Below are 25,156 nucleotides of genomic sequence, written 5' to 3'. Positions count from 1 at the left end.
TTCATCTCTGCCGTCTTCAAGTCGAAGGATCCTTGCCCAGAACCAGTCACCTGTTTCCAAGGTCGGGAAACCAGACGATGAGGCGACCGTCACTGTTTGATCGCTCTCAGAAATATTTGAAGTCAGTACAGTGTCTATAACACCAGAACAGTTTTTCTCCGCCATGTAAGGTCTCCATTTTCAGTCTGTTGCCGATTCCGATAGCTTAGCGTTCAGATTGAATGTCTCTGGTTGTTTGGTTTCGTAGGTGAATGCCACAATCCATATGCCTGAGACTCCTTGATCACGGTGCGCACAAACTATTTGAGCTGCAAAAATAGAAGAGTTTGATTAAGTTTAGTGCACCAGTGATTGAAATATAATGACCGAAAATGGTTAACAGCTACCACAGCATAGCTGGATTAGTTAGCATGCAGGGTTGAATTTTGTGAAATTTGTCAGCTTTTGCCTTCAAGCGGTGGTCAGTTTCTGTTTTTTCTGTAACAGCTGCATCATCTCTTCCGCCGGTAGGGGTTTGCTGAAAAGGTATCCTTGGGCCATATCGCAATCCTGTTGTTGCAGATAGTTAAGTTGATCTTCTGTCTCAACCCCTTCTGCAACGACGGTGATTCCCAGTCCATGGGCCATGGCAATGGTGGCATTTACAAGCTCTCTGTCGGCTGGATCGATAGTGATGTCATTAATAAAGCTACGATCGATCTTCAGATTGCCGAATGGGTATCTGCGCAGGTAGCTCAGGGAAGAGTAGCCGGTACCGAAATCATCCATGGTAATGGTCACGCCAAGATTGTTTAACTCTGACAAGGCATCATCGATATAGGTGTGGCCACTCATCAAAACACCTTCTGTGATCTCCAGAACCACAGTATTTCTGGGGATTCTGCATTGAGCCAATGCCGCTTTTATCTGTTTTACCAGATTGGGATCCCTGAACTGTCTTGGTGAGATATTGATGGCAACTTTAAATGGTTTGCCGAATTGATTCTGCCACTGTGCTGTCATACACAGAGCCTGTTTAATCACAAATTGACCTAACGGTATGATCTGACCGGTCTGTTCAGTGATTGGAATGAACTCATCGGGTCTGACCTCACCCAATGCCGGATTGTGCCATCTTAGCAGGGATTCGGCGCCAATGATTTCGTGTTTGGCAATGTCGAGTATCGGCTGATAGTAGAGTTGAAACTCATTTCTCTCAAGTGCACCATGCAGCTGCTCTTCAACCTGCAATCGTCTTGATATTCCTTTATTCATCTCGTGAGTAAAGAAGTTAAAAGTGTTCCGTCCCTGTTCTTTGGATTGATACATGGCGGTATCAGCGTTGCGTAGAAGTTCTGCCGGGTTGTCCCCGTCGCTGGGATATATTGAGATACCGATACTGGCTGTGAGTATCAGTTCTCGTCCATCCAGAATAAAAGGTGGCTTGAAGCAATTGAGTATTTTTTCTGCGATTGGCAGTACTTCCTTTTCTGTATGTAGACTGCCCAGCAGTATGATGAATTCATCCCCTCCCAGTCGAGAGACCGTGTCATCAATGCGCACAGAATCTTTCAAACGCTTGGCTGCCTGAATCAGTAATTTATCGCCTGCTTCGTGGCTCATGGAATCATTGACCTTCTTGAAGTCATCCAGGTCGAGAAACAGCACAGCTGCCATATGCTGATTTCTCTGTGCCTCCTTGATGATCTGAGAGAGTCGATCAAGCGTAAGAAAACGGTTGGGCAGGTTTGTCAGACTGTCATAATTGGCTTGATGCAGGATCTTTTTTTCCTGCTGTTTCTGCAGGCTGATATCCTCTTTGACAGCCAGGTAGTGACTGGTTGAACCTGATTCATCCACTACCGGCGCTATGTATGCCCGTTCCCAGTACAGGTCGCCGTTCTTTTTGCGGTTCTGCAGTTCACCGCGCCAGGGTTGCCCTGATACGATGGCCTGCCAGAGCTCTTTGAAGTGCTCTGCTGGGGTGTTTTCCGATTTAAGAATCCGTGGATTCTTACCCAGCACCTCGTTGGCCTCATATCCGGAGGTGATTTCGAACGCTCTATTGACATATTCGATGTTACCGTTGGTATCTGTCATGACAACCGAAACGGGGCTCTGTTCTATTGCCTGAAGCAGGGTTCGAATGCGTTTTTCCGCCTGTTTACGATCACTGATATCACGGAAATTTATAACCGCGCCAACTATTTTGCCCTTACGGTGGATCGGATTGCTGGAGTATTCCACCGGAAACGAGGTACCATCTTTGCGCCAGAATAGCTCATTATCAACAGTGTGAACCGTGCCACCTTTGAGTACTTCAAGCATGCAGCATTCGGAGGCAGGGTAGGGTGAACCATCGCTGCGAGTGTGGTGGATTAATTCATGGTTGCCACGGTTGATCAGCTCTTCCGGGCTATAACCGAGCATGCGTGAAGCAGAGGGGTTGACGAAAGTGGTGATTCCCTGATTATCCACCCCGAAAATGCCCTCCACAGTCGTATCAAGCAGTAGCTGTAACTGATCTTCAGCCTGTTTGCGGTTTTCAATGACCTTTCCGACTCTGGTGAGTGTGACAAGCAGCAGGTAGGCGGATAGGCCCAGTGCGATGACCACCACGGGTATGCGAAAGCTGTCATAGAGGCTCTCACTCTCTTTGTATTCGTTGGATAGATGTGAGATTTTCTCCTGGCTGTCATAGAGTATTCGGGCGGCATTTTCTTGTGTTCTTTGCAGTATGGTATTTATGGTCTTGATCAAATTGATGATGCGGACCTGCAGATCTGCGGGTTCGTTGGGGAAAAGGTCAATTCTCGATTTGATCAATTGGTAGAGAAGTTGTGCTTGTTCCTCCAGATTATGAATCGCCGGTCCCAACTCGAGTACTTCAAGAACATACCCCTCTGACTCAGGCAGGTAGTAATTGGCGACCAGATTCATGGAGTTCTGACCTGGAATGTTGGTCGCAATCTCGTCTTTGAAAACACCGCCGTTGTGCAGTATGGCGAGCCCTTCCTTGATTATCATCAGGTTGTCGTCGAAGCGCTTTTTTACGACTTCAAGCTCAAGGCGGTTATCCAGTGTACTGAGTTTAAAAACAGAGGCCTTTGCGGAAAACAGACGTTGATAGATCGACAGTCCTATCTCCTGACGTGCTTTTTGGTTGTCGAGCTGGTTTTCTATTTGATTGGCTTTGCTTCTAAAGCCAGTATGAATACCAACCAACACCACGACAATAGCCAATATGGATAGGGCCAGGCCAATGATCTGTCTTTGGATCGGGTGTTCGGTGAGTTGTAGCATACTTTCCTAGATATTCCGGTCAACTGTATAGAGGCCGTAGCGCTCGAAAATGTTTCGGCCTACTTCAGATGAGGCATAATCCATGAATTTTTTTGCAAGTTCAGGATATTTGGAGGTTTTTAACAGTCCCAGTACCAGCTTTTTCTTTGCCGCATATTTGTCATCGATGGGGAGTGCATCAATCAGCTCTGCATTTTCCGGCCATGTGGCTGTGGCATACCAGTTGATTACCAGATCAGCTTCACCCTTCTTCAATACATCAATCAAACGTTTGGAATCCGTTGTCAATTCTTTCGCATTTTGCAACGCTTGATTGAATATTCCCGCAGCCGTGAGGATTTTTTTCGTCTCTTTGCCGATGCTGCCAGTATCCGGATTGCCGATCACAATGTACAAATCCGGGTTCAGTAGGGTCGTCACTCCAGCTGGGATGTTCTTCGGATTGCCTTGACGGACCATGATGGCTGCCTTGTTGTAGCCGATATGGGTTGACGCTTCAATCAGATCGTTCTCCATGGCTTGCTGGATGTAGGATTCAGAGCCAGGTAAATAGAGGTCCCCCAGACGATTGAACTTGATCGACCTGAGCAGATTTCCAGAGCCACCCTTAATAATGGAAATCTTAATATTTTCCTGTTCTTCCAGAATCGCTGCAATTTCCGATACCGGCTTGATCATGGTGATGCCACAGTAGATGAGCAGTTCTTTCCTGGGGAGGGCTTGCTCGGGTGAGAGGCTCGATCGGTTGATGATATAGACTGAGAGGATCGAAATCACAAGCAAGCTAAGGACGATAATGGCGCTTTTTCTCATCAGGTAGTAAATCCAGTATTAAAAGTTTTACTTCTTTCCTGGGTTGAAAAACTCTATAGTCCGTGCCCACTGGCTATATATTTCAACCTGCATGGTTGTTCAGTGCAACTTTCGATGAAAGGCGGCTGGTAGATGCCTTAATAGCAGTAGCCCTAGGGCCTGTTAACACGAATCCAATACGTCCTGTTGTGCCTGAAAGAGTACCAATCAAGGCGCGAGGAACGTAGGCTGGTTGTTCCAGATGAGCGACGAGCAACGGTTCGTGGTGCTTTTTCAGGCGCAACCCCCTTATTGATGTCGAAGAGGAGGTTGGGTCTGTTTTGCGCCCAGCAGCACTATCATTCGCTGATGTAGAATAACCACACCACACTCATTCAGCCTTGCTGAGTATAGAAACAGTCCCAGCAGGACAGTTTGGATTCGCGTTAACAGCCCCTGGTCACCGGGTTAGTTAAGTATAATATTTGGTGTTCGAAATAGAAGTGCAAATTTCTATCGATCGCCATGGAAATCAGGACAGCGCAATGTCAGCAGAACAGTGGATGGATTTCCTGGTGTTATTGATTCATTAGCAGTGCGAATTAAATTCACGTATTATTTGATGGATAACAATATATAAGGTGATAATATTTGCGAGAATGACACCGATGAACACCAGGGCATCTAACCCGGAACGGACCCTCGTACCACGGTTTTCAACCTGATTTAGTAAAAGACTTAGTTTCATGTCAGTAGAAGACGAGCATGATGTGCTTTTCATGCAGCACGCCCTGATGTTAGCGGCGCGGGCTGAGCAGTTGGGCGAGGTGCCGGTTGGGGCTGTTGTGGTCAGAGAAGGCAGATTGATTGGTGAGGGTTGGAATCAGCCTATCGGTGGTCATGATCCTACCGCCCATGCCGAGATCGTGGCATTGAGGGATGCTGCGATTAAGGAGCGGAACTACCGCCTTCCGGACACTACTTTGTATGTCACCCTTGAGCCCTGTCCCATGTGTGCCGGTGCGATTGTCCATGCCAGGGTCAAGCGGGTGGTCTATGGGGCGGCAGACCCGAAAGGTGGCGCAGCCGGCAGTGTCTTCGACCTGTTACCCACGGATAGTCGATTCAATCACCGTGTCGAGGTGGAAGGTGGTTTGATGATGGAGCAGAGTGCCAAGCTGTTGCAGGACTTTTTCAGGCGTAAACGCATTAAATAAAAAGCATGAAATTGATAGAACACTCTTTTGCCTCACTCAGGCCAGTCCAACTCATTTGTCTGTTGATCTCAGGATCTCTCTCCGTCTCGTTGTCTGCACAGCCTCTGACAGATTATCAGCGCTGTCTGCTACAGCAATTAGATCGTGCGGCAGAGACTCAAACGGTTGCGGATATCAAGGCACAATGCGCTGTGGAATTGGCTGAGCAATCGGCGGCAAAAGGGGCGATGGATGAGGCGGCTCAGAGTGAGCAGCCGGAGAGTGGTTCGATGATTGCCAATCGACGCGATGCTGAAAAGGCAACCCGCCAGAATCCATTTGTGATCTCCCCACACAAACAGAATTATGTGCTATTGGCATCCTACAATGCGGAACCGAATTTTCAGGTATACAACATTCCTGAGTCTGATTTTGACCGCTGGGAGATGAAATTCCAGCTCAGTTATAAAATGCCGGTGGTCGAAGGGTTGTTTGGCAGTGATGTGGATCTCTATGCCGCCTATACCAATCTCTCCTTCTGGCAGGCCTACAACCGGGATATATCATCTCCCTTCCGAGAGACCAATCATGAGCCAGAACTGTTTTTGGTTGTACCGGATATGTGGCCGGACGAATGGCAGCTGGATAGATGGCGCAATGCGCTGATGCAGTTTGGAGTGGTACATCAATCGAATGGACAGGGTGGTTTTCTATCCCGCAGCTGGAATCGTCTCTACGCAGACTTGAAGTTTGAGAAACGGAATTTCCTGTTAGGATTCAAGTCCTGGTATAGAATTCCGGAAGATAACGACGATAACCCCCATATTGATGATTATCTCGGTCGCTATGAGATCCATGGCTTATACAAAAAGCGCCAGCAGACTTTCAGCCTGATGCTGAGAAACCTGTTTGACGGTGAGAGCAGGGATACCATAAAACTCGACTGGAGTTTTCCGCTTTACGGCCGTTGGCGGGGTTACTTACAATATTTCAACGGTTATGGCGAGAGCTTGATCGATTTTGATGCCAAGAGTCATCGTTTGGGCTTCGGCCTGCAGTTGACCGACTGGTTATGATTGGCTTTGCGTAGCCGCTCAACAACAATCCAAAACAGAGCCGACTCTGATGCAACTTCCTCAACTTCAACAACTGACCGAAATGGTAAAACAGGCTGCTGTCAATGAGGTCAGGTCGAGATTTCAGCAAACCGATTCTAGAAAGAAGCTCGACGGCACTCTCATCACGGCGGCTGATCTTGGCTGTCAGCAGTGGTTGACTGATGCACTGAAGCAGTCGTGGCCGGACATCCCGCTGCTGGGTGAAGAGATGACGCCGGCACAACATGATCAGCTATTGGATAATAGCGACTCCGGTCTATGGGTGCTTGATCCCCTGGATGGCACAGCCAACTTTGCCGCTGGATTTCCTCACTTCAGTGTCTCCCTCGCTCTGGTGCAATCCGGGCAGGTCGTCCAGGGGGTTGTCTATGACCCCATGCGGGACGAGTGTTTTAGTGCGGAGCAGGGTGAAGGGGCCTGGCTGAACGGGGCAAGGTTAGAGTTGAGTTCGTCTGAAACCGCGCTTGAGGAGTGTATCGCGGTGGTCGATTTCAAGCGGCTCTCTCCAACCCTGGCCACAGCCCTGGCGGTTGAGCCCCCTTTCCGTTCACAGCGAAGTCTCGGCTCTGTGGCGCTGGATTGGTGTTGGATGGCCGCAGCTCGTGGGCAAATCTATCACCATGGTGGGCAGTCTCTCTGGGATTATGCAGCGGGGCGTTTGATATTCGCTGAAGCGGGTGGCTCTTTTTCCGCCCCTGAAGTCAACCTTAGCCTGGGAAAACAACCGGCGGTGGCAGCGGTTTCCACGCAGTTGCACGATCTCTGGTGGGAGTGGCTCGAGCGGATGGATAAGTGTTGACAGGACCTAGGACTACAGGGCGTCAGGTGTTATTGAAAGGACATGACTGGCATCGTTTTCCGACTCGGCTTTCCTGGTAGCTTCGATCTTGCGTAACTGCCATTTCAGCAATTCATAATAGGCCCTGATGTTGTCAACGTAGTTAACCGGTTCCTTACCCCGGGCATAGCCTCTTTTCAGGTTCTTGTACCATTTCTTTAGGCTCAGCTTGGGGAGGTGTTTCTTTACTTCCACCCATTTGTCAGGGTCACCACCAAGCTGTTCTGTGAGTATCCGGGCATCTTCCAGGTGGCCAAATCCCACGTTGTAGCCAGCCAGTGTCAGCCATAACCGGTCTGGCTCCTGAATCCGCTCTGGCAGTCGGCGCTTGATGAACTGCAGATATTTCGCTCCGCCGGTAATACTCTGTTGTGGATCGAGGCGACTCTCTATTTTCATATGCTTGGCAGTCGCCAGGGTCAGCATCATTATGCCCCGAACGCCGGTGGGGGATTTTGCCTTCGGATTCCAATGGGATTCCTGGTAGCCGATGGCCGCCAGCAGACGCCAGTCCATTCCGATCATTTCTGCCGCTTGTTCAAACAAGGCACGATATTTGGGTAGACGGTTTTTCAGGTGGCGCAGGAAGGTGCGTAGTTCGACAAAATTGAGCCGCCCGATATGACCATAGTGGCGTTCAATGAGTTGTGGAAGGGTGCCGTCTTCCCGTATGCGGTTGAAAAAGACCTCCATCGCCTGATAAAGGCTGGCATCTTCCGCATGGGCCATGGCCCATGCCAGGGGTTGAGGTTCAGTGAGATTGAAGCCAACCTTGATATGCGGCATGAAACGTCGGGTAACGGCAAACTCATTCGAGTCGGCAATGGTGAAATCGATGGTTTTATCCTCCACCATCTGCATCAGTTCGGCGCTCTCCAGATTGTCATGGCTGGTCCACCTCAATACCGGGTAGTCCTTTTGCAATCGCAATAGCTCTTCCTCATGACTGCTGCCGGCCAGTATATGCAGATCCTTGTCCAGCAGGTCTTCGATCTTGCGTGGACGGTGGGTTCCACCCCGATAGATGACCTGCTGGGTTATCTCCTGATAGGCGGGACCGAAACGGATAATCGATTGCCGCTCCGGGGTGACGGTCAATCCTGCTGCGGCCAGATGGGCATCCCCATTGATGACCGTGGGCAACAGATCGTCAAAACCTTCTGGGATGATGAAATGGGGTTTGACGCCCAGTTCCTCGGCAAACCGCTGCACCAGATCGTACTCGAGTCCGGTCAAGCCTTCAGATCCTTCATATAGGGTTGTACCGCTGTTACGTGTGACCACGCGCAGCTCTCCGGATGCCTTGATACGTTCAACCAGTGGCGGCGGGATGCTGCAGCTGCCGATCAGCAGCGAGAGGGCTGTCAGCAGACAGGCGGCGAGTTTGGTCGTTGAGGGAAGCTGCATCTATGTCAGGATCTATCGATTACTTTTAGTTATGACAATAAGAATTGTCGCAGGATCCATTGGCTCATTTGTTATCTTTGATATTGGCTCTGGCATAGTCTCTAGCTTAGGGCCTGTTAACAGGCCCTAGTTTAGTAGGTATTGTATAAATATAGTATCTACGGCTATTGAATCGGATACCATTGGTAATCCAATTCTTGGGTCTTGGCATTGATTTTAGGCAATTAACTGGATTTATCGGTAGAATTTACCGGAATCAACTACCGAAATAGGGTTATTACCGCTATTTTTATCACTTCGGAGAGGTGCCGGAGCGGCCGAACGGGCCTGACTCGAAATCAGGTGATCCCTCACGGGGTCCGAGGGTTCAAATCCCTCCCTCTCCGCCAAACAGGCAGACATCTATCCAGTAGGATGAAATAGTGCAGTGTACAGCTCACACAGATACCAATGAATGTAACCCTCTTCCAGGTTATTTGTGCATGTCTGAAGTTGTTCACGATATCGAGTGGTCGACGGATTAATAAACCGTGCTTACCAGTTTAACCACCGGTTTGATTCTGGGTATTTCCGCCGGACTGGCGCCAGGGCCGTTGTTGACCCTGGTGATCTCCGAGACTTTGCAACACAATATCGGCTCAGGTATCCGGGTTGCGCTTGCCCCGCTGATTACCGATCTGCCGATCATTCTTGTGATGTTGTTGATCGTCAACGAACTGTCTTCCATGCAGCCGGTACTGGGTCTGATCTCACTGGCCGGGGGCTGCTTTGTTTTCTATCTCGGCTATCAAAATATCCTGACAAAAGGGGTCGAGCTGGATCTGCAACCGAAAGAGGCCAGATCCCTTTTAAAGGGAGTCCTGGCCAACACGCTGAGTCCTCATCCCTACCTGTTCTGGTTCAGTGTCGGTGGTCCGATCATGGTCAAAGCAATGGATTCCGGCATTGTTGCACCACTCATATTCATGTTCAGTTTTTATACGCTTCTGGTGGGCTCGAAAATCGTATTGGCCATTGCTGTAGGTAGATCGAAGCAGTTGTTAAGTGGTTCACTCTATCTCACCATGCTCCGTTCTCTTGGCCTGTTATTGTGTGTGTTGGCCCTGTTTCTGATCTCCGATGGATTTAGCCTGTTGGGAGTGTGGTAGAGGTCGATTGTGAGGCGCTGTCAACAAGAGACAGGTCTTTTTGCATGGTGTCTGCATTGATACGCTTTACCCCCACAGCTTACCAGTGAATAGCCGATAATCTTCTTCCTCTACAACTGTCCAATCTACAGGACGCTTTGTTTGATCCAGCATGGAGTGCTGCCTCTTTTGAATTGTAAGAACAATATGAGGAGGGGAGTCATGAGTCGGATTAATGATGAAGTACTGGCGGCGAACAAAGGCTATGCCGCTGAGTTTGGAGATAGAGCTAAGCTACCGATGCCTCCGGGAAGACGCTTTGCCATATTGACCTGTATGGATGCCAGACTGGATCCTGCAAAATTTGCCGGTTTGTCAGAAGGTGATGCCCATGTGATACGCAATGCGGGTGGACGGGCCAGTGACGATGCGATCCGTTCCCTGGTGATCTCTCACAAGTTACTCGGCACCCATGAGTGGTTTGTGATTCACCATACCGATTGCGGGATGGAAACCTTCACCAATGAGATCATGTCAGACCTGCTGTCGAGCAGCCTGGAGACTGCCACGATTGATGAGACTGGTTGGCATGATACGGGTAAAGGTCCGGGCTCAACCGAGGGACGTTACATCAATTGGATGACCATCTCGGATAACAAAAAGAGTGTCATCGAAGATGTTCAACGCATCAAGCACCATCCTTTGGTGCCTGACGATATACCGGTGCATGGTTATCTTTATGATTGTGCAAGCGGAAAACTGATTGAAGTCACGGGTGTCTGATCTCTGCCAGTCATGGGTAACCGGTGATCAGGGTATGAACCGCTCTACTCTGTTGCAGGAACAGACCCTGAGTCACCGGGTGTATGAGTTTCAGGCGACTATGCCGGAGTCTCTCTTACCACCAGATCTCTGTAGGCATGCCATGTGGCATGGGCTGCCAGTGGAAATCCGATGATCAGGCCGACGAACATGGTCAGGAATCCGGCAATGATGATGGCAACCAGAATCCCCCCCCAGAGCAGTAGTTGCATACGGTTGTGACGCATCGCGCTCCAGCTGGTCTGGATGGCATCAAAGGCGTTGCAGTTGCGGTCAAGCAGCATGGGTACACTGATGGCGCTGATACTGAAGATCATGAAGGCGATGACAGCACCACTGACGGTTCCGGCAACCAAAAGCTGAAAGCCATTCCAGGTACCGAACAGGGTGACCAGAAAGCCCTGCCAAGTGGCCGGGGTAATGCCGGTGAAGGTCAGCGCGATGATCAGATGGGCCAGGATTACCCAGGCGATCAACGCTACCACCAGAATCAGTCCCATACTGAAGATGTTGAAATAGTTGTCTTTGATCGAGTCTGCCGCCTGTTTGAATGAGGGGGAGTTACCCGATTCGATCTGACGGCTGAAGGCATACAGGCCTATGCCCAACAGGGGGGCTACCAGGAAAAAGCCGGCCAGTAACTGGGGCAGTAGAAAATAGGACTCATTGGTGATGATCAGCAGCATCAGCAGATAGCTGATGGCAGTCAGAGCCAGGCCGTAGGAAAGACTTTTAAATGGGGCGGTTTTGATGTCCTGCCAACCTGCAGAGAGCCACTTCCACGGCTGTTCCGAATTGATCTCCTTGACCTCTGCAATGGTTACCGGCTGGTCATCATAGTGGTGTATCACCGCATGATTCATGCTGATCTCCTCCAAATCATTACTAAATTAGTTGTTTTTTATAATTTATGATCACAGATTCCGAGCCATCCATGATCAATCCATCATGCTCGGGATGATGAAATTTGAACTAGGGCCTGTTAACACTAATCCAATGCGCCCTGCTGGGGCTGTTTTTGTGCCCGGCAAGGCAGAGTGAGCGTGGTGTAGCCCGGCTACATGAGCGAAATATAACGCCGCTGGGTGCAAAAACAGCCCCAGCCCTCTGGGTTGTGCCTGAAAAAGCGCCACTCGGCGTTGCTCGTCGCTCATTTGGAATAACCAAACTTCTCTCCTCGCGCCTTGATTGGCGCTTTTTCAGGCACAACAGGGCGTATTGGATTAGTGTTAACAGGCCCTGGTCTGTGCTTGCTTGACTGATCGACAGTCTGCTTGATCCAGACAAAATATCTCTCTAAATATAGCGGAATTCTCGAATGGGTCATGAAATGGCCTAGAGAGGCTGTCGTTCTGCCGCGGTGAAACGCTTCAGTCGATAGAGTTTCCACGGCTGCTGTTGCTGCTGACACATGCCGTAGCGAAAGGGTGGTGTCAGATAGGGCAGGGTGTATCGCAGGTCGGTAAACCAGATACAGGTTTCACCCGGGAATTGGTCCAATCGATAAAGGATCGGGAAATGGGCGAACTGCCTGAACTTCTGCAGTTGATCCTGCTGCCAGGCGATTGAAACCAGTGGGGTTTGTCGGGCCTGGTCAGTGGGTAGCCGATAGGTTTTCCACGTCAGGTTGTGTGCCCCCCGGTAGTCCCTGAAGATTGCCTGGTGCTCGGCGGTCAGGCTTAGATAGGCGACCTGGTAGTGGCTTTGGTGGCGATTGATCAGTTGCCAGTAGAAGGGCGAGAAGGGTTGTGGCAGTGCATGCAGATCCGTCGCTTGGGGGAACTGTCTGGCTGCCACCTGCAGGGCTTCCGATTTAAGCAGCCACTGACCACTCAGATAACCACTCAGAATAAGCAGACCACTCAGGGCCACCCTGCGGGGAGGGTGGCGGAGCAGTAGCAGCAGGGTAACCACAATAATTGCAGTGAAATAGCCATCGATGAAAAAACTGATCGCCAGGCTATAAGAGGTTGTTGCGATAGGGTAAAAGAGTTTAATCCCGAACGGGGTCAAGAGGTCCAACGGGAGGTGGGAGAGCAGGCCCAGACAGCAGAGGGCATAGGTCGTTCGCCAATGGTTTCGCGCCCACCGCCAGGGGAGGCTGCAGAGGGTCAACAGAGCCGCCCAGAGGGGAATCAGCAACAGAGAGTGGGTGGCGCTGCGATGCCAGTCGGCGAGAAAAAGTAAGGGGTCTATCCAGAACCCCAGGTAGTCGATGTCGGGAAAGGCGGCCGCCATGCCGGTGATGACCATGCGCCGGGGGAGCTCGTTGGATCCGGCCGACGGTGTGCGATGCAGGGCGGCAGTGCAGACCGCGCCGAACAGGGCATGGGTTATGGTATCCATCTTTGGCAGCTATCGCAGTTCAGTGGACGATGCTACCGTTCTCCTGTTGCTGATTTGACGAATCCGATGTCTCGGGCCTATAGGCGTCCGCTTCTGCTGCAGCAGTCAGTAGGTTGAAAGACTCGGCCCTACTCAGTAGTCGGTCGAGCAGCTTCGCTGTCTTCTCCGCACCGCTGGAATCATCAAACAGCCAGTGCGCGAATGTGCTGAGATAGATGCCGGTTGTAACCACCTCTTCACCGATCCGCTTCAGATCTATCGAGTCGCGATGGGCTGCCTCAAGGAACCATTGGACGGTACGGCTGATTCTCAACAGACCGAGCACCTGCAGGTGGAGATGGCCCAGTTCAAACTTGTAGCCAAGCATCTCCCGGCTCACTTTTCGTTGATTCTGCATCGAAGTGAGCCAGCAGAAGATCGATCGATGGATACGTTCTCTCGGGGTGAGCCACTGATAATCCTCCTGTGCTGCATCGGCCAGCATGGCTCGGTCCGCCCGGTCGTACCAGGCTTCAACAAGATCATCTTTCTGTCGGTAGTAATGTTGCACAGTCTGCAGGTCGATCCCCATCTCTTCCGCTACTTGGTGGAGTCGAATGGACTCCCATGAGTTCTGCCCGGCCATTTGTACTGCGAAATCGAGAATCTTTTCCGCCAATTCATCAGGCGGCTGTGTATCAGCTTTAGGTTTCTGGTATGCCATCATGGATACCTCTCTGTTGGTGTTAACAGACCCTGAATTATTTGAATTATAGTTACTGCAGACGGATGGGCATCATGGAAGATATGGCAAGATACGTGGTATTTGCGAGTAAACTCTTTACTCGACAGGTGGATCATATGTGATGAGACCATTGGTGATTATAAAAGCCTGACCCATGGGAGACCTGAGCATGCACGGCAACTGTTTAATCAGGGTATTACCTAGCCATTTCATGGCTGGCTTGTTGGTATTTGTGATGGTGTTTAACGCCCATGGTAAAACCCTTACAGACGAGGAGGATTTTTGGGAGGAGCCAGAGATCGAGGTCAATGAAGGGGTGCTTGAGTTTCTCTCTCAGCCACCTGAGAAGCCGGTTCACCATCATCAGAATCAGATTACCATTACCCGGTCTAGCCTGCAGGATGGCTGGGTCGAACTCTCACAATGTCACCACCATCTCGATCCGGTGCCCCGCCTGGAGATCGTCTATCACCCGCAACGCATCCGTGACATCCGCATCGTCTCATCAAACAATATCGGCCATGCCGAGGTGGTCGGGCACAAGCTGGATCTCAGTGATGTCAAACGATCCGCTGAGATCTGTCTGAGTGCTCAAAGCAGGGCGTTGCACAATCTGGGAGAGGGGCTCTACCAGTTACGCAATGGTCCTTATATGCGCCGCTTTCTGGATGGCTACTATCCTATGCAACTCAGTCTGGAGGTTCGTTATCCAGCGGAGCGTATCGAGCTGAGCGGTCAGCAGCCTTTGCCCGAAGGGGGGGTTGATCAAGAATCCATGAATGGCCTGTTCAAGTGGAGTGGCTGGTTCACTGGCAAGCTATCGACGCAACTCGATTTCATGCTCAATCCGCTGAGTGAATAGTCGCCTTTAGGAATGTTACTCAGACTCTGATTCGGTTTTGGAGTCGACCCGTTTGCTGCCCAGGCGTATGGCGTGTTTGCCGAATTTTCCACTCACCTCATCCAGGGTTTGATAGAGCCGGTCCTGCCTCACTTCGGTGTGTGGCGCCGGATCTCCAAACAGATCCGGCTGTCTCTCCAGCTTATCGATGGCGCCATCCCAGCCACTGATGCCAAGACCGATCAGCCGTACCGGCTGATCATCCCAGGGTTCATTGCGATAAAGCTCCCAGGCGGTTTTGAATATCTCCTGATCCGCTGAAGTCGGGGTCGTCAAGCTGCGGCTCCGGGTATGGGTGTCGAATCCACGAAAACGGATTTTCAGGGTTACCAGGCTCCCCTTGCGATGCTCCTGGCGGGCCACATATCCCACCTCCTGGGCCGACCAGTGGAGGCTCTCCCGCAGGATAGCCGGATCGGTGATGTCCTGGTCAAAGGTTGTCTCTTTGGAGATCGACTTGCGTGTCGACTGATCATCGACCCTGTCTGAGGCGATGCCCTGTGCCTGCTGATAGATATTGGTGCCCGCTAGATTACCCAGCTGACGGCGCAGCTCCAGCAGGGAGAGTCGACGTACATCGGCAATCGTGCGTAGCCCCAGACGCTGCAGGATGGGTGCACTCTTGCTACCGAGGCCACGCAGTACCGTCAGTGGCAGGGGGTTGAGAAACGCTTCGACCTGATCTGCTGTGACCACTGTCAGTCCATCCGGTTTCTGATAGTCCGAAGCGAGTTTTGCAATCAGACGGTTTGGTCCGATTCCCACCGAGGCGGTCAAGCCAACCTGATCGTGGATCAGCTGTTTTGCCTGCTGGCCGATCGACTCGGCATTACCGATCAGAAGCTCCATGCCGGTGATATCGAGAAAGGCTTCGTCTACAGAGACCTTCTCCACCACCGGTGAAAGGCTCTGCAGGGCAGTCATGATCTGTTGGGAAACCGCGCCATACCGGTTGATATCCGGACGCAGGTAGACAGCTTCCACCGGCAGGCGCCTGGCAGCCTCGCTGATCGGCATGGCCGAACGTACGCCGTAACGTCTGGCCTCATAGGAGCAGGTTGCCACAACCCCCCGCCTGCCGGGTTTTGCACCAACCACCAGGGGGCGGCCCTGGTACTCCGGATGGTCCCGTTGCTCAATCGAGGCAAAGAAGGCATCCAGATCGATATGCATAATCAGGCGTTCACTCATGGTGAGAGTTTATACCAATTAACCGGGAGGAAAATCTTGCTTGGGAGTGCTTTGGTTTTTCGATCGCAAATCGATTTTGCAGTTTTTGCTGGTTTCGTCAGGCGGTTCAAGCAGCCAGGCCCTGGTTAAACCTAGATTCCGCAGTTGACCGCTCCATTCTAACAGCAGGTTATTGATGTCGAAGGAAATAGTTTCGATGCTCATGGTCACCTGCTGGATGAATCACGCTACAGGGCGAATTGCACGCTTGTGGCGGCGCATGGCGGCGTTGCAACTCCTTGCAATAGCGGGCTACTGCGCGTCGTTGCGCCTTGCCCTGCACCCCCACAAGCGCACACTTCACCCTGTCCAACTGCGGATTCTAGGTTAAACGAAAAACCCGATTCAGATGACTGAATCGGGTTCTCTTTATCAAATGATCCTAAATTGCCTTACAGGATTTTGATACTCCAGTAGCCGATGATATCCCCATCCCGGATATCCGGGCCGACGGATCCCTTGCCCCAGAAGTAGTCGTTCATATTCGACATGCCATTGTTACCCAACACACCCATTACCACCGGGACTACACCGGAAGGTTGGTTGGTGTCGGTTGCTTCGAACCAGGCGGTTTTCACTGTCATCGGGCTGCTTTTCAGCATATTGTCCGCGAACTCCCCGGAGAAGCTGTTCCAGGCATAGGCATTGGTATGGAAACCGAGCAGCAGGTGAAGCCCATCGAACTCCTGTTTCCAGCGATCGAAGCGCGACATGCCGCTCCAGTCGTCCTTGAGTACCTGACAGGAGAGCAGAGCGAGCCACTCAAGATCCTTGTCGCCCCAATCATCGGTGGCGTCATCATGATCCAGGGTGCCGTCGTCATGGCTGTTATCTTCGAAGGTGAATCCACCACCATAACCATGACCGACATAGAAGGTCATATCGGTATTGTCGATCCAGTTGCTGTCTTGACTGGCTTTGAAGTCCTGCTCCCAGGCTAGGGTTCCCGACCAGCTGAAGCGCTCAGTGACACCCGCACTCTGCATGCGATCGATAAAGCCCTGCTCAAGATCACCAAACTCATTGGTCACCGCATTCTCAGTACCGTAATCGGTAATGCCACCTATCGCTTCTACCGCCGGGATCAATGTTTCGAGCATGGCTGTGACGGCATTGGTGAAGAAACGACTGATCGCGGACTCGTTATGTTGTGAGACCAGATTGGCAGGCAGGTTGGCAGTGACCACACGCTGAATACCATTAGCATCGGTCACCGTGACACTGACGCTCTCTTCGCTGATGCCGTCACGCTGCTGCGGATAAAAAGAGATCGTTGAACCGTTCCTCTCCTGAAGTTTTGCACGAGTGGCGCTCCAGTCGATCTGGTAGGGGGGCATTCCGCCATTGATATCGACCTTTGCATTGACTGTTTTGCCATCAAACCAGCTGTCGAGTGTCACTTCCGGAACATATTCGCTACTGTCAACTGCGGGGATCAGTTGATGCAGAAGATTGACGATCTCACCATCCACGACGGCCGTTCCACCGCAATCATAGTGTGGCTGGATGGTCTTCACTGAGGTCATTTCCAGGCTGGGTGCAAAATAGACCAGTTGGGTGGTGATGTTGAGTTTTTCGAAGGCTTTACTCTGTTCGCCACTCAGAAGCTTCTCACGACATTGCAGTTTGGCTGCGGTGTGATCGATGACTGGCACCGGTTCACCCTGTTGCAGCGAGCGGTTGGCAAAATAGAGCTGGGTGGTGTTGCCTTCACTGCCTACGGTTGTGGAGATTTTTGCACCGGGTCCGATCAGTGGAATGTCGCCGGCGTAGAGTTGCAGGTCCACCTTGGTATCGATCATTTGATCAGCCAGGAGTTTGCCATCGATATCCACCGCCTCGAATTGTGTGTGACGCAGTATCGGTTTATAGACTTGTGGCAACAGACCGATCTCATCCAATGAGCCTTCCAGCTGATGCAGGACCACATCCTCTTCAATCGGCTGGATCATTGACAGGGCATCAAAATCGATCTGTTCAATGGTGGTTGATCGCTTCTCTTCGTCCGCCTCACCCCGACCGGCAATCCGGGTTGGGATGTACTGGTGATTTTTCAAATCGATGTAGCTGAGTTCACCGGTTCGTTGTACCGTCTCGAAATCGATGCGATCCGGGTTGGCGTCAAGTAGCTTCGACAGTTGATAGGCTTGATTTTCCGACAGGCCATTATCGATTGCGTGATAGACCGGTAGATCCTTGGCGAATGCATGCCCCTGCAGGCCAATGGCTGAACAGCACAATGCGATCGTTACCGCTTTATTGGATTTTTTTACAATATCCATGTGTATGATCCTTTAATTAAATCGTGTGAGAAAGAACTGGATGATCCGTTAACTACCTGGATGCTCCCTTGAAGAACGATCCCTGATCGAACTGGGTGTTAAGCTACAGAAACCGGACCGGCATTGGCTGTGGAAAATTACCAAGCAGGTAGATGATTTGTTCACATTCAGAACAAGTGCGTGAGTGATCGGTGTGGAATCGTGCTGCCGGATGGGAGAGCTTTGTTTGGTGAGATAACGGTTGTTGGATCGTCGGTGGTTGTTTCTGTTGAACAGTCTCAGAACCAGTCATACGCCGGATAACTGCCACCGATGGCCAAGGCCATGATCTCATCGGTTATTTTAAACGCCCTTTCATTATTCGACATGACAATAACCGCAAGCTTCTCTTTAGGGTAAGCAACCACAAAGTGTCTGTAACCGGCCATGCTACCCCAGTGCCAGAATGAGCGATGCGGACGGGTTTGTTGAAGACCCCAGCCCAAGCCCCAGTCGACACCTTTAGCGACCTCGGTCTGTGGCTGGAGCAGTTTTGAGGCGATGCTGTCGGGATCCTTTGAACACTCGATCATATGTTCAACAAACCTGGTGTAGTCAGGTAGTGTGGTGAACAGACTCCAGGCGGAAAAGGCGGATTGTGGTCTGTTTTTTACCGGGTATTGTTTGCCTTTCGAGTCATAGCTATGAGCCAGACTTCGACTGTATTCGGTATGCCATAAATAACTGCTGTTGCTCATGCCGAGTGGTTTGAATACCGTTTCCTTGGCCAGTTGTTCGAGGCTTTTGCCGGACAACTTTTCAATCACCTTCTGCAGATAGAGATAGCCATGTCCGGAATATTTGAAGTTGCTGCCGGGTGTGAAATGGAATTTGAAGGCATCGTTATTTATGCCCAGATTGGGTAAGCCGCTTGTATGGGTAAGGATCATTCTGGCAGTAATCTGTAGTGACCTGGGATCATCATCAATGACCCGCTCTTCAAAGTATGAATAGAGGGGGGTGTCAAGATCCAGTAAACCCTGTTCGGCGAGTGCCACGACGATATAGGCAAACACCGGCTTACCTAGCGAGGCTGCCCGGAACAGGGTGTTTGGCTCCATTTTTTTATCTGGGGATCTATGGCTGTGGCCGAAAGATCTCAGCAGACAGAGCTGTCCATCCCGTATGACGCCGATGGAAAGTCCTGTGATCTGATATTTTTTGATCAGCCCGGGAGTGGTGTGGTCTATGGTTCTGCTGAGTTGATCGATGGGGGTATCGGTAGATAGGGGGCCGTCCCGGTTGCAGGCCGACAGCAGGAAAATCAGCAGCAGGCTGATCAGATGGCAGACCGGTTGAAAGGATCTACCGGAATGGTCTGGTTCGATCGTTAGGTAACTCAATGTCTGTTCTGCCCTGAACCTGTCACCCCTAGGTCAATCCATTGTAACAAGACAATAACGATAATAAATGTGTTTGTTAGAATCCTGCTTTATACGCTCTCAGTACCTCATCTAGGTGCTGAATCGGCTATCATTTGCGGAACAGGATGGAATTCACCTGGCCTGGGAACTCGAAGGGGTTGTAGCTTTCAAAATTGCGTTGCTCTATACCTTTTAGGTGTGAATCTCTGATTAATTCTCTTTATCAGCATTACGCTCATGCCGGTATAACGGATTTGCCAGGGTTCTCATAAAAATATTAAACATCGGTAGTGTGTCATGCCTGATTGCGACCAACGGCTGGCATTACCACGAGGAGGTTGATGTGTTGAATCTGTCGATTAACGGAAAGCGTCACGCTCTGGATCTTGACCCTCAGACCCCCCTGCTCTGGGCGATCCGCGATCGTGTCGGCCTGACAGGCACCAAATACAGTTGCGGCATTGCCCAATGCGGCAGTTGTACGGTCTATCTCGATGGGGCACCGGTTCGTGCCTGTATCACACCGGTCTCCGATGCGGTGGGCAAAGAGGTAACCACCATCGAAGGGCTCTCCAGCCCGGCCGGTCAGGCGGTACAGGCGGCATGGAGAGAGCTGGAGGTGGTGCAGTGTGGTTACTGTCAGTCTGGACAGATCATGTCCGCCGCCTCGCTACTGCAACGAAACCGTAAACCGACCGATGCGGATATCGACCAGGCCATGCAGGGTAACCTCTGCCGCTGTGCAACCTACGCACGGATTCGTCAGGCAATCAAGGTGGCTGCGGATAAGCTTAACGGGGTGCAGTCATGAAAACCGATCGCATCGTCAATCTCAGTCGTCGTCGTTTTATCGCCGGGAGTGCAGTGTCGCTGGCCGGTTTGACTCTGGGCATTATCCCCACGGTGGCGGCTGAACAGCGGGAAGCTGGGCCGGGAATCGCCGGGCAGGCGCCAGAGATCGCCGGGGATTTTTCGCCCAACGCCTTTCTGCGTATCGATGGTAATGGCATTGTCACCGTCATCTCAAAACACCTGGAGATGGGGCAGGGAACCTATACCGGCATGGCAACCCTGGTGGCGGAAGAGCTGGATGCAGACTGGGAGAGAGTCAGAGTGGAAGGCGCGCCTGCGGATGCCGGTCGCTACAACAACCTCTTTTGGGGCAAGGCCCAGGGTACCGGTGGCAGTACGGCCATCGCCAACTCCTGGAAGCAGATGAGAAAGGCCGGGGCTGCCGCCAGGCAGATGTTGGTTCAGGCCGCCGCCAAACAGTGGCAGGTGGAAGCGGGTGAGATCACGGTCAAGTCCGGGGTGATCCGCCATGCTCCGAGTGGCCGGCAATCCGCTTTCGGTGAGTTGGCGGAGCTGGCGGCTGAGCAGCCTGTACCCGAGTCGGTGACACTTAAGGATCCCAAATCGTTCAGCTTGATCGGTCAGCGCATTCCCCGTAAGGACAGTCCGGAAAAGATCAATGGCCAGGCGATCTTCACCCAGGATGTGAAACTGCCCGGCATACTGACCGCGGTGGTGTTACATCCCCCTCGGCTTGGGGCGACGGTGTCGAAAATCGACAGTAAGGGTGCTCTGGCCGTGAAGGGTGTCAGAGAGGTGATCCAGATTCCATCTGGAGTGGCAGTGGTTGCGGATGATTTCTGGCAGGCAAAACTGGGTAGGGATGCGCTCTCTGTAAGCTGGGATGAGTCGAAAGCCTTTCGTAAAAGTTCTGCGCAGATTCTGGACGACTATCGGCAGCTCGCAGAAAAACCGGGCCTGGTAGCGCGAACGGAGGGGAGTGCGGCAACAGCGATGGCCTCGACTGCTGACGCCGTCGAGGCGGAGTACAGTGTGCCCTTTCTCTCCCACTCCGCGATGGAGCCGATGAATTGCGTGGTGCGCATCGACGAAGCAGGTTGCGAGGTGTGGAATGGGGAGCAGATGCAGACCAGTGATCAGCATCAGATTGCCGGTCTGTTGGGCCTCGAGCCGCACCAGGTGCATATCAACATGCTGTATGCGGGAGGTTCCTTCGGTCGGCGGGCCAATCCGGCAGCGGACTATCTGCTGGAGACGGTGCATATCGCAAAAGCACTGAAACCGGGCACCCCGCTGAAGATGGTCTGGACCCGGGAGGATGATACCCATGCGGGTTACTACCGTCCGCTCTATCTGCACCGAATGCGCGCTGCCCTGAATGATCAGGGGGAGCCCCATGTCTGGGATCAGCGTATCGTGGGTCAGTCGATCCTAAAAGGCACGCCATTCGAATCGGTGATGGTTAAGGATGGTGTCGATATGACCTCGGTGGAGGGGGCGGCGAATCTGCCCTATGAGATCAAACATATCCAGGTCGATCTGCACTCACCGGAACTGCCTGTGCCGGTGCTCTGGTGGCGCTCTGTGGGTTCCACCCACACCGCATTTGCGGTGGAGTGTTTTATCGATGAGTTGGCGGTCAAGGCTGGGCAGGACCCCCTGGCCTATCGACGCAAACTGCTGCGTAACCATCCGCGACATCTTGGCGTATTGAATCTGGCTGCGGAAAAGGCCGGTTGGGGCGAACCCATGGGACGCAACCGGGGGCAGGGGATCGCTGTGCATGAGTCGTTCAACTCCTATGTGGCCCAGGTGGCCGAAGTTTCGGTACGTCGTAGTGTGATCAGTGTGGATCGGGTGGTGATCGCCGTGGATTGCGGTGTGGCGGTCAACCCGGATGTGATTGTGGCCCAGATGGAGGGCGGCATGGGATTCGGTCTGTCAGCAACCCTGTTCAGCGAGTTGACCTTCAGGGAGGGTCGGGTCGAACAGTCCAATTTCACTGACTATCGGATATTGCGAATCGATCAGATGCCGGAAGTTGAAGTGCATATTGTTGCTTCGGCTGAAGCCCCCACAGGAGTGGGTGAGCCGGCAACGCCGGTGATTGCCCCGGCTGTGGCGAATGCGGTCTATGCGGCAACCGGGAAGCGACTGCGTCAGCTGCCGCTGCGGCTGGGTTGATGGGTTACCCTGACACACCCGGTCTGGTCTCCGACGACCTGGAGGTGATTCGTACAGCCGCCGGGTGGTTGGACGACGGGGTAAGGGTGGCGCTGGTCACTGTGTTGAAAACCTGGGGTTCATCACCAAGACCTCCGGGCGCCCTGTTGGCGATCCATGCGTCCGGTCATACCGTCGGCTCTGTTTCCGGCGGCTGTGTGGAAGAGACCCTGGTTACGAGCCACCGTAATGGAGAGCTGGGGGGAGCGCATCCGTCCCTGGTCGACTTCGGGGTTGCAAATGCCGAGGCGGAGCGACTGGGGCTGCCCTGCGGCGGTCGCCTGGAGTTGATGGTTGAATTGCTCAACTCGGTCGACAGCCTGAAACCCCTGCTGGAACGGATGGAAGATGGCCAGCTGGCCGCTCGTCGGGTGGCATTGGAAAGCGGCGAGGTCACTCTGCAGACCGGTGGGGCCGGTGTCGAGTTCGAGGTGACCCGGGTATCGGTAACCAAGGTGTTCGGCCCCGCCTGGCAGCTGTTGTTGATCGGTAACGGTCAGATCGCACGCCATCTTGCCCAAATGGCGATCAGCCTCGATTATCGGGTGACGATCTGCGATCCGCGCTCCGAGTTTATCGATCAAAATCCGCTTGTGGGTGTTCACTATTCAAAGCGGATGCCGGACGACGAAGTGCGGAGATTGAAGGATGTCGACCGGACAGCCGTAGTGACGCTGGCCCATGACCCTCGGCAGGACGACCTGGGACTGACTGCCGCACTGGAGCAGGCTCTATTCTATATTGGCGCATTGGGTTCCCGGCGCAGTGCGGAAAAACGCCGAGCGCGGCTGACAGAGGTGGGTCACAGTGCCGATCAGATTGCCCGGATTCACGCGCCGGCTGGCTTGGCAATCGGTAGTAAGCGTCCTGCTGAGATCGCCCTCTCGATCCTGGCGCAAATCACCGCTGTGCGCAATCGTGTTGGTGCGGGCAGCATGGCAGGAGGTTAAGCATGTCAGCGACCGTAGGCATTCTACTGGCAGCCGGCAGTAGCCGCCGCTTCGGCGCCAATAAGTTGTTACAACCCATGGTTGGTGGTGAGCCGATGGGTGTGATGGCTGCACGACATCTATTGACTGCCGTATCCCGAGGTGTGGCGGTTGTTCGGCCGGATGATACCGAGTTGTCTGCAGCTCTGTCTGAGCTGGGTTATCGGGTGGTGGAGAATCCGCAGCCGGAGACTGGTATGGGTGGGAGTCTGGCCGTGGCAGTCAGTGCTTCGCTTGATGCGGGAGGCTGGCTGGTCGCGCTGGCTGATATGCCCTGGATAAGACCACAAACCATTGCACAAGTGGCTGAGCGGTTGGAGCAGGGGGCTTCCATCGTTGCTCCGATGCATCATGGTGAGCGGGGGCATCCGGTTGGTTTTGCGACCCGTTGGGGCGAGTGGTTGGTTGACTTGAGCGGGGATCGTGGGGCCAAACAGTTGCTCATTGATTACCCCAGCGACCTGGAGTTGCTGCCAGCGGATGATCCTGGAATTCTGCTGGATGTGGATTTTCCAGAGCAGTTATCGGAAACCGGGTTCGAATCTATCTCCGCTAACGACTTGCTTGGTTAAGCTGGAGGCTTCAGACAGACTGATCCGGCCATCTGCAGGCGGCTGAATATTTGCCATTGGCTTCAGGAATCAACCCCTCATCTGAAAGTAACCGATACTGTCTTTGATTGCCGGGGTAATCTGCGATTTTCCGTTGGCCTGTAATCAATCGATACCAGGGTAGATTACTGTCTGCAGGCAGGGTCCTCAACCAGGCGAGAACTTGACGTACATGGACACCGCAGAGTGAGGCCATATCCCCATAACTGCAGTAACGGCCGGCTGGAATCGAGGCAAGGTTGGTATAGAACACTTGACGCAATTCATCGCTGCCCATTGATCTTCTTCGCTCGCAATTTTGTCGCCGGATTCATCTTAACAGATGCGGGTTGGTGGTTGAAAAAACCAGTGCAGCAGCTCAAGCATTGTTCAGCAGTGTGCGAAACCTTCGATAGACCCAGACATGGGCCGGTGGGAAATTCCACAGGATGCGATCGATACGAAAACCGACCACCTGCATGGAGCGGGCAAGTTGTTTGGGGATCGGAGGTGCCGGTGAGTAAGTGTATTGAATCAGCTTTCCCTCATGAGAGAGACTGTTGAATATGGTGGTTAGCACACGGATCCGGGTATGCATGCGCATGTTCAACAGAGGCAGGCTGGAAACCACATTTTCGGCCAATCCCAGGTCGTTCTGCTTCAGCAGCTGTTGCAGTCGGGAGGCGTCACCGGCAAGGATGGAAAGGCTGGGGAATTGGCTGATCAGTTTTTCGGCCAGTATCTGATCCTTCTCCACCACCACCAGGCATTTAGGATTGATACCCCGGCCGAGCAGTGCAGAGGTGACCGCTCCGGTACCGGCGCCAAGCTCTATGGTGAGTCCATCCATACTGCTGACCTGGGCGGCCATGGCCTGGGCCAGGCACTCACTACTGGGAAGCAGTGCGCCGACTTGGCGCGGGTTGCGTATCCAGGCCGAGATAAAATCCGGTTTTGCTTTCATTAACCCGGTACCTTAATAGTCCATGTTCAGCCGTAGCCTGCCTGCAGCAAGGCATCAAAACACCGCTGTGGCACTCCTACAGCAAGTTTTATAACACAGTTTGCAGGCA

22 protein-coding genes and 1 tRNA gene are annotated in these 25,156 nt (G+C 52.5%); 11 read left to right on the top strand and 12 right to left on the bottom strand.

What is annotated here, in order from left to right:
- Positions 1-450 precede the first annotated feature (450 nt).
- The gene (locus AC4IE8_RS19315) at positions 451-3,282 is read right to left on the bottom strand and encodes a bifunctional diguanylate cyclase/phosphodiesterase (protein WP_068987851.1); all 2,832 of its coding nucleotides are present in this window, start codon (positions 3,280-3,282) and stop codon (positions 451-453) included.
- A gap of 6 nt (positions 3,283-3,288) precedes the next feature.
- A complete protein-coding gene (locus AC4IE8_RS19310; protein ID WP_490791766.1) occupies positions 3,289-4,095 on the bottom strand; it encodes a substrate-binding domain-containing protein in 807 nt (268 codons plus the stop codon).
- Positions 4,096-4,820: 725 nt separating this feature from the next.
- Between AC4IE8_RS19310 and tadA the strand changes: the two genes are divergently transcribed.
- The 3 genes from tadA to AC4IE8_RS19295 all read left to right on the top strand — a co-directional run bounded on the left by tadA (position 4,821) and on the right by AC4IE8_RS19295 (position 7,187).
- Positions 4,821-5,291: a tRNA adenosine(34) deaminase TadA gene (tadA, locus tag AC4IE8_RS19305; protein ID WP_068987853.1), complete on the top strand. Its 471-nt coding sequence runs from the start codon at positions 4,821-4,823 to the stop codon at positions 5,289-5,291.
- Positions 5,292-5,380: 89 nt separating this feature from the next.
- Positions 5,381-6,346 carry a phospholipase A gene (locus tag AC4IE8_RS19300; RefSeq protein WP_490791765.1) on the top strand — a complete coding sequence of 322 codons (966 nt, stop codon included), beginning with the start codon at positions 5,381-5,383 and terminating at the stop codon, positions 6,344-6,346.
- Between the two features lie 49 nt (positions 6,347-6,395).
- Positions 6,396-7,187 (top strand): inositol monophosphatase family protein, encoded by a 792-nt coding sequence (locus AC4IE8_RS19295; protein WP_068987854.1) that lies wholly within the window; start codon positions 6,396-6,398, stop codon positions 7,185-7,187.
- A 12-nt stretch (positions 7,188-7,199) separates the two neighbouring features.
- Here AC4IE8_RS19295 and mltF read toward each other — a convergent pair whose 3' ends face one another.
- Positions 7,200-8,633: a membrane-bound lytic murein transglycosylase MltF gene (mltF, locus tag AC4IE8_RS19290; RefSeq protein ID WP_071891724.1), complete on the bottom strand. Its 1,434-nt coding sequence runs from the start codon at positions 8,631-8,633 to the stop codon at positions 7,200-7,202.
- A 299-nt stretch (positions 8,634-8,932) separates the two neighbouring features.
- Here mltF and AC4IE8_RS19285 point away from each other — a divergent pair.
- The 3 genes from AC4IE8_RS19285 to AC4IE8_RS19275 all read left to right on the top strand — a co-directional run bounded on the left by AC4IE8_RS19285 (position 8,933) and on the right by AC4IE8_RS19275 (position 10,543).
- A tRNA-Ser gene (locus tag AC4IE8_RS19285) sits at positions 8,933-9,022 on the top strand.
- Positions 9,023-9,163: 141 nt separating this feature from the next.
- Complete coding sequence (locus tag AC4IE8_RS19280; RefSeq protein WP_068987855.1) at positions 9,164-9,781, top strand: LysE family translocator; 618 nt, start codon at positions 9,164-9,166, stop codon at positions 9,779-9,781.
- Between the two features lie 201 nt (positions 9,782-9,982).
- Positions 9,983-10,543 carry a beta-class carbonic anhydrase gene (locus tag AC4IE8_RS19275; protein ID WP_068987856.1) on the top strand — a complete coding sequence of 187 codons (561 nt, stop codon included), beginning with the start codon at positions 9,983-9,985 and terminating at the stop codon, positions 10,541-10,543.
- 98 nt (positions 10,544-10,641) lie between these two features.
- Here AC4IE8_RS19275 and AC4IE8_RS19270 read toward each other — a convergent pair whose 3' ends face one another.
- From AC4IE8_RS19270 to AC4IE8_RS19260, 3 genes are all read right to left on the bottom strand, one after another.
- A complete protein-coding gene (locus tag AC4IE8_RS19270; protein WP_490791764.1) occupies positions 10,642-11,445 on the bottom strand; it encodes a DUF2189 domain-containing protein in 804 nt (267 codons plus the stop codon).
- A 472-nt stretch (positions 11,446-11,917) separates the two neighbouring features.
- A complete protein-coding gene (locus tag AC4IE8_RS19265; RefSeq protein WP_068987858.1) occupies positions 11,918-12,928 on the bottom strand; it encodes a metal-dependent hydrolase in 1,011 nt (336 codons plus the stop codon).
- A 19-nt stretch (positions 12,929-12,947) separates the two neighbouring features.
- The gene (locus tag AC4IE8_RS19260) at positions 12,948-13,634 is read right to left on the bottom strand and encodes a TetR/AcrR family transcriptional regulator (protein WP_490791763.1); all 687 of its coding nucleotides are present in this window, start codon (positions 13,632-13,634) and stop codon (positions 12,948-12,950) included.
- A gap of 187 nt (positions 13,635-13,821) precedes the next feature.
- Here AC4IE8_RS19260 and AC4IE8_RS19255 point away from each other — a divergent pair, with 187 nt between their 5' ends.
- The gene (locus tag AC4IE8_RS19255) at positions 13,822-14,514 is read left to right on the top strand and encodes an alpha/beta hydrolase (protein ID WP_490791762.1); all 693 of its coding nucleotides are present in this window, start codon (positions 13,822-13,824) and stop codon (positions 14,512-14,514) included.
- 15 nt (positions 14,515-14,529) lie between these two features.
- Here the strand turns inward: AC4IE8_RS19255 and dinB are convergent, their stop codons facing one another.
- The 4 genes from dinB to AC4IE8_RS19235 form a co-directional block, all read right to left on the bottom strand.
- Positions 14,530-15,744: a DNA polymerase IV gene (gene dinB / locus AC4IE8_RS19250; protein WP_068987861.1), complete on the bottom strand. Its 1,215-nt coding sequence runs from the start codon at positions 15,742-15,744 to the stop codon at positions 14,530-14,532.
- 18 nt (positions 15,745-15,762) lie between these two features.
- Entirely contained in the window at positions 15,763-15,948 is a 186-nt protein-coding gene (locus AC4IE8_RS19245) for a hypothetical protein (protein ID WP_068987862.1), read from the bottom strand.
- Between the two features lie 227 nt (positions 15,949-16,175).
- The gene (locus tag AC4IE8_RS19240) at positions 16,176-18,065 is read right to left on the bottom strand and encodes a DUF6345 domain-containing protein (protein WP_490791761.1); all 1,890 of its coding nucleotides are present in this window, start codon (positions 18,063-18,065) and stop codon (positions 16,176-16,178) included.
- Positions 18,066-18,343: 278 nt separating this feature from the next.
- Complete coding sequence (locus AC4IE8_RS19235) at positions 18,344-19,447, bottom strand: serine hydrolase domain-containing protein (RefSeq protein ID WP_490791760.1); 1,104 nt, start codon at positions 19,445-19,447, stop codon at positions 18,344-18,346.
- Between the two features lie 313 nt (positions 19,448-19,760).
- Between AC4IE8_RS19235 and AC4IE8_RS19230 the strand changes: the two genes are divergently transcribed.
- From AC4IE8_RS19230 to AC4IE8_RS19215, 4 genes are read left to right on the top strand one after another with little or no spacing between them, the layout of a single operon-like run.
- Positions 19,761-20,279, top strand: coding sequence for a (2Fe-2S)-binding protein (locus AC4IE8_RS19230; protein WP_490791759.1), 519 nt, complete (start codon positions 19,761-19,763; stop codon positions 20,277-20,279).
- Positions 20,276-22,465 (top strand): xanthine dehydrogenase family protein molybdopterin-binding subunit, encoded by a 2,190-nt coding sequence (locus tag AC4IE8_RS19225; protein WP_490791758.1) that lies wholly within the window; start codon positions 20,276-20,278, stop codon positions 22,463-22,465. Before AC4IE8_RS19230 ends, AC4IE8_RS19225 begins: the two co-directional genes overlap by 4 nt.
- Positions 22,465-23,454, top strand: coding sequence for an XdhC family protein (locus AC4IE8_RS19220; RefSeq protein WP_490791757.1), 990 nt, complete (start codon positions 22,465-22,467; stop codon positions 23,452-23,454). The genes AC4IE8_RS19225 and AC4IE8_RS19220 overlap by 1 nt, the downstream gene beginning before the upstream one ends.
- 2 nt (positions 23,455-23,456) lie before the next feature.
- Positions 23,457-24,065, top strand: coding sequence for a nucleotidyltransferase family protein (locus AC4IE8_RS19215; protein WP_490791756.1), 609 nt, complete (start codon positions 23,457-23,459; stop codon positions 24,063-24,065).
- 10 nt (positions 24,066-24,075) lie between these two features.
- Here the strand turns inward: AC4IE8_RS19215 and AC4IE8_RS19210 are convergent, their stop codons facing one another.
- Together AC4IE8_RS19210 and AC4IE8_RS19205 are read right to left on the bottom strand one after the other, a co-directional pair.
- Positions 24,076-24,381: an MGMT family protein gene (locus AC4IE8_RS19210; RefSeq protein WP_490791755.1), complete on the bottom strand. Its 306-nt coding sequence runs from the start codon at positions 24,379-24,381 to the stop codon at positions 24,076-24,078.
- 81 nt (positions 24,382-24,462) lie between these two features.
- Positions 24,463-25,047: a class I SAM-dependent methyltransferase gene (locus AC4IE8_RS19205; protein WP_490791754.1), complete on the bottom strand. Its 585-nt coding sequence runs from the start codon at positions 25,045-25,047 to the stop codon at positions 24,463-24,465.
- Between the last annotated feature and the right edge of the window lie 109 nt (positions 25,048-25,156).

Source organism: Candidatus Thiodiazotropha sp. AKAK2 (assembly GCF_058244685.1).
This window is presented reverse-complemented; position numbering and strand designations above follow the sequence as displayed.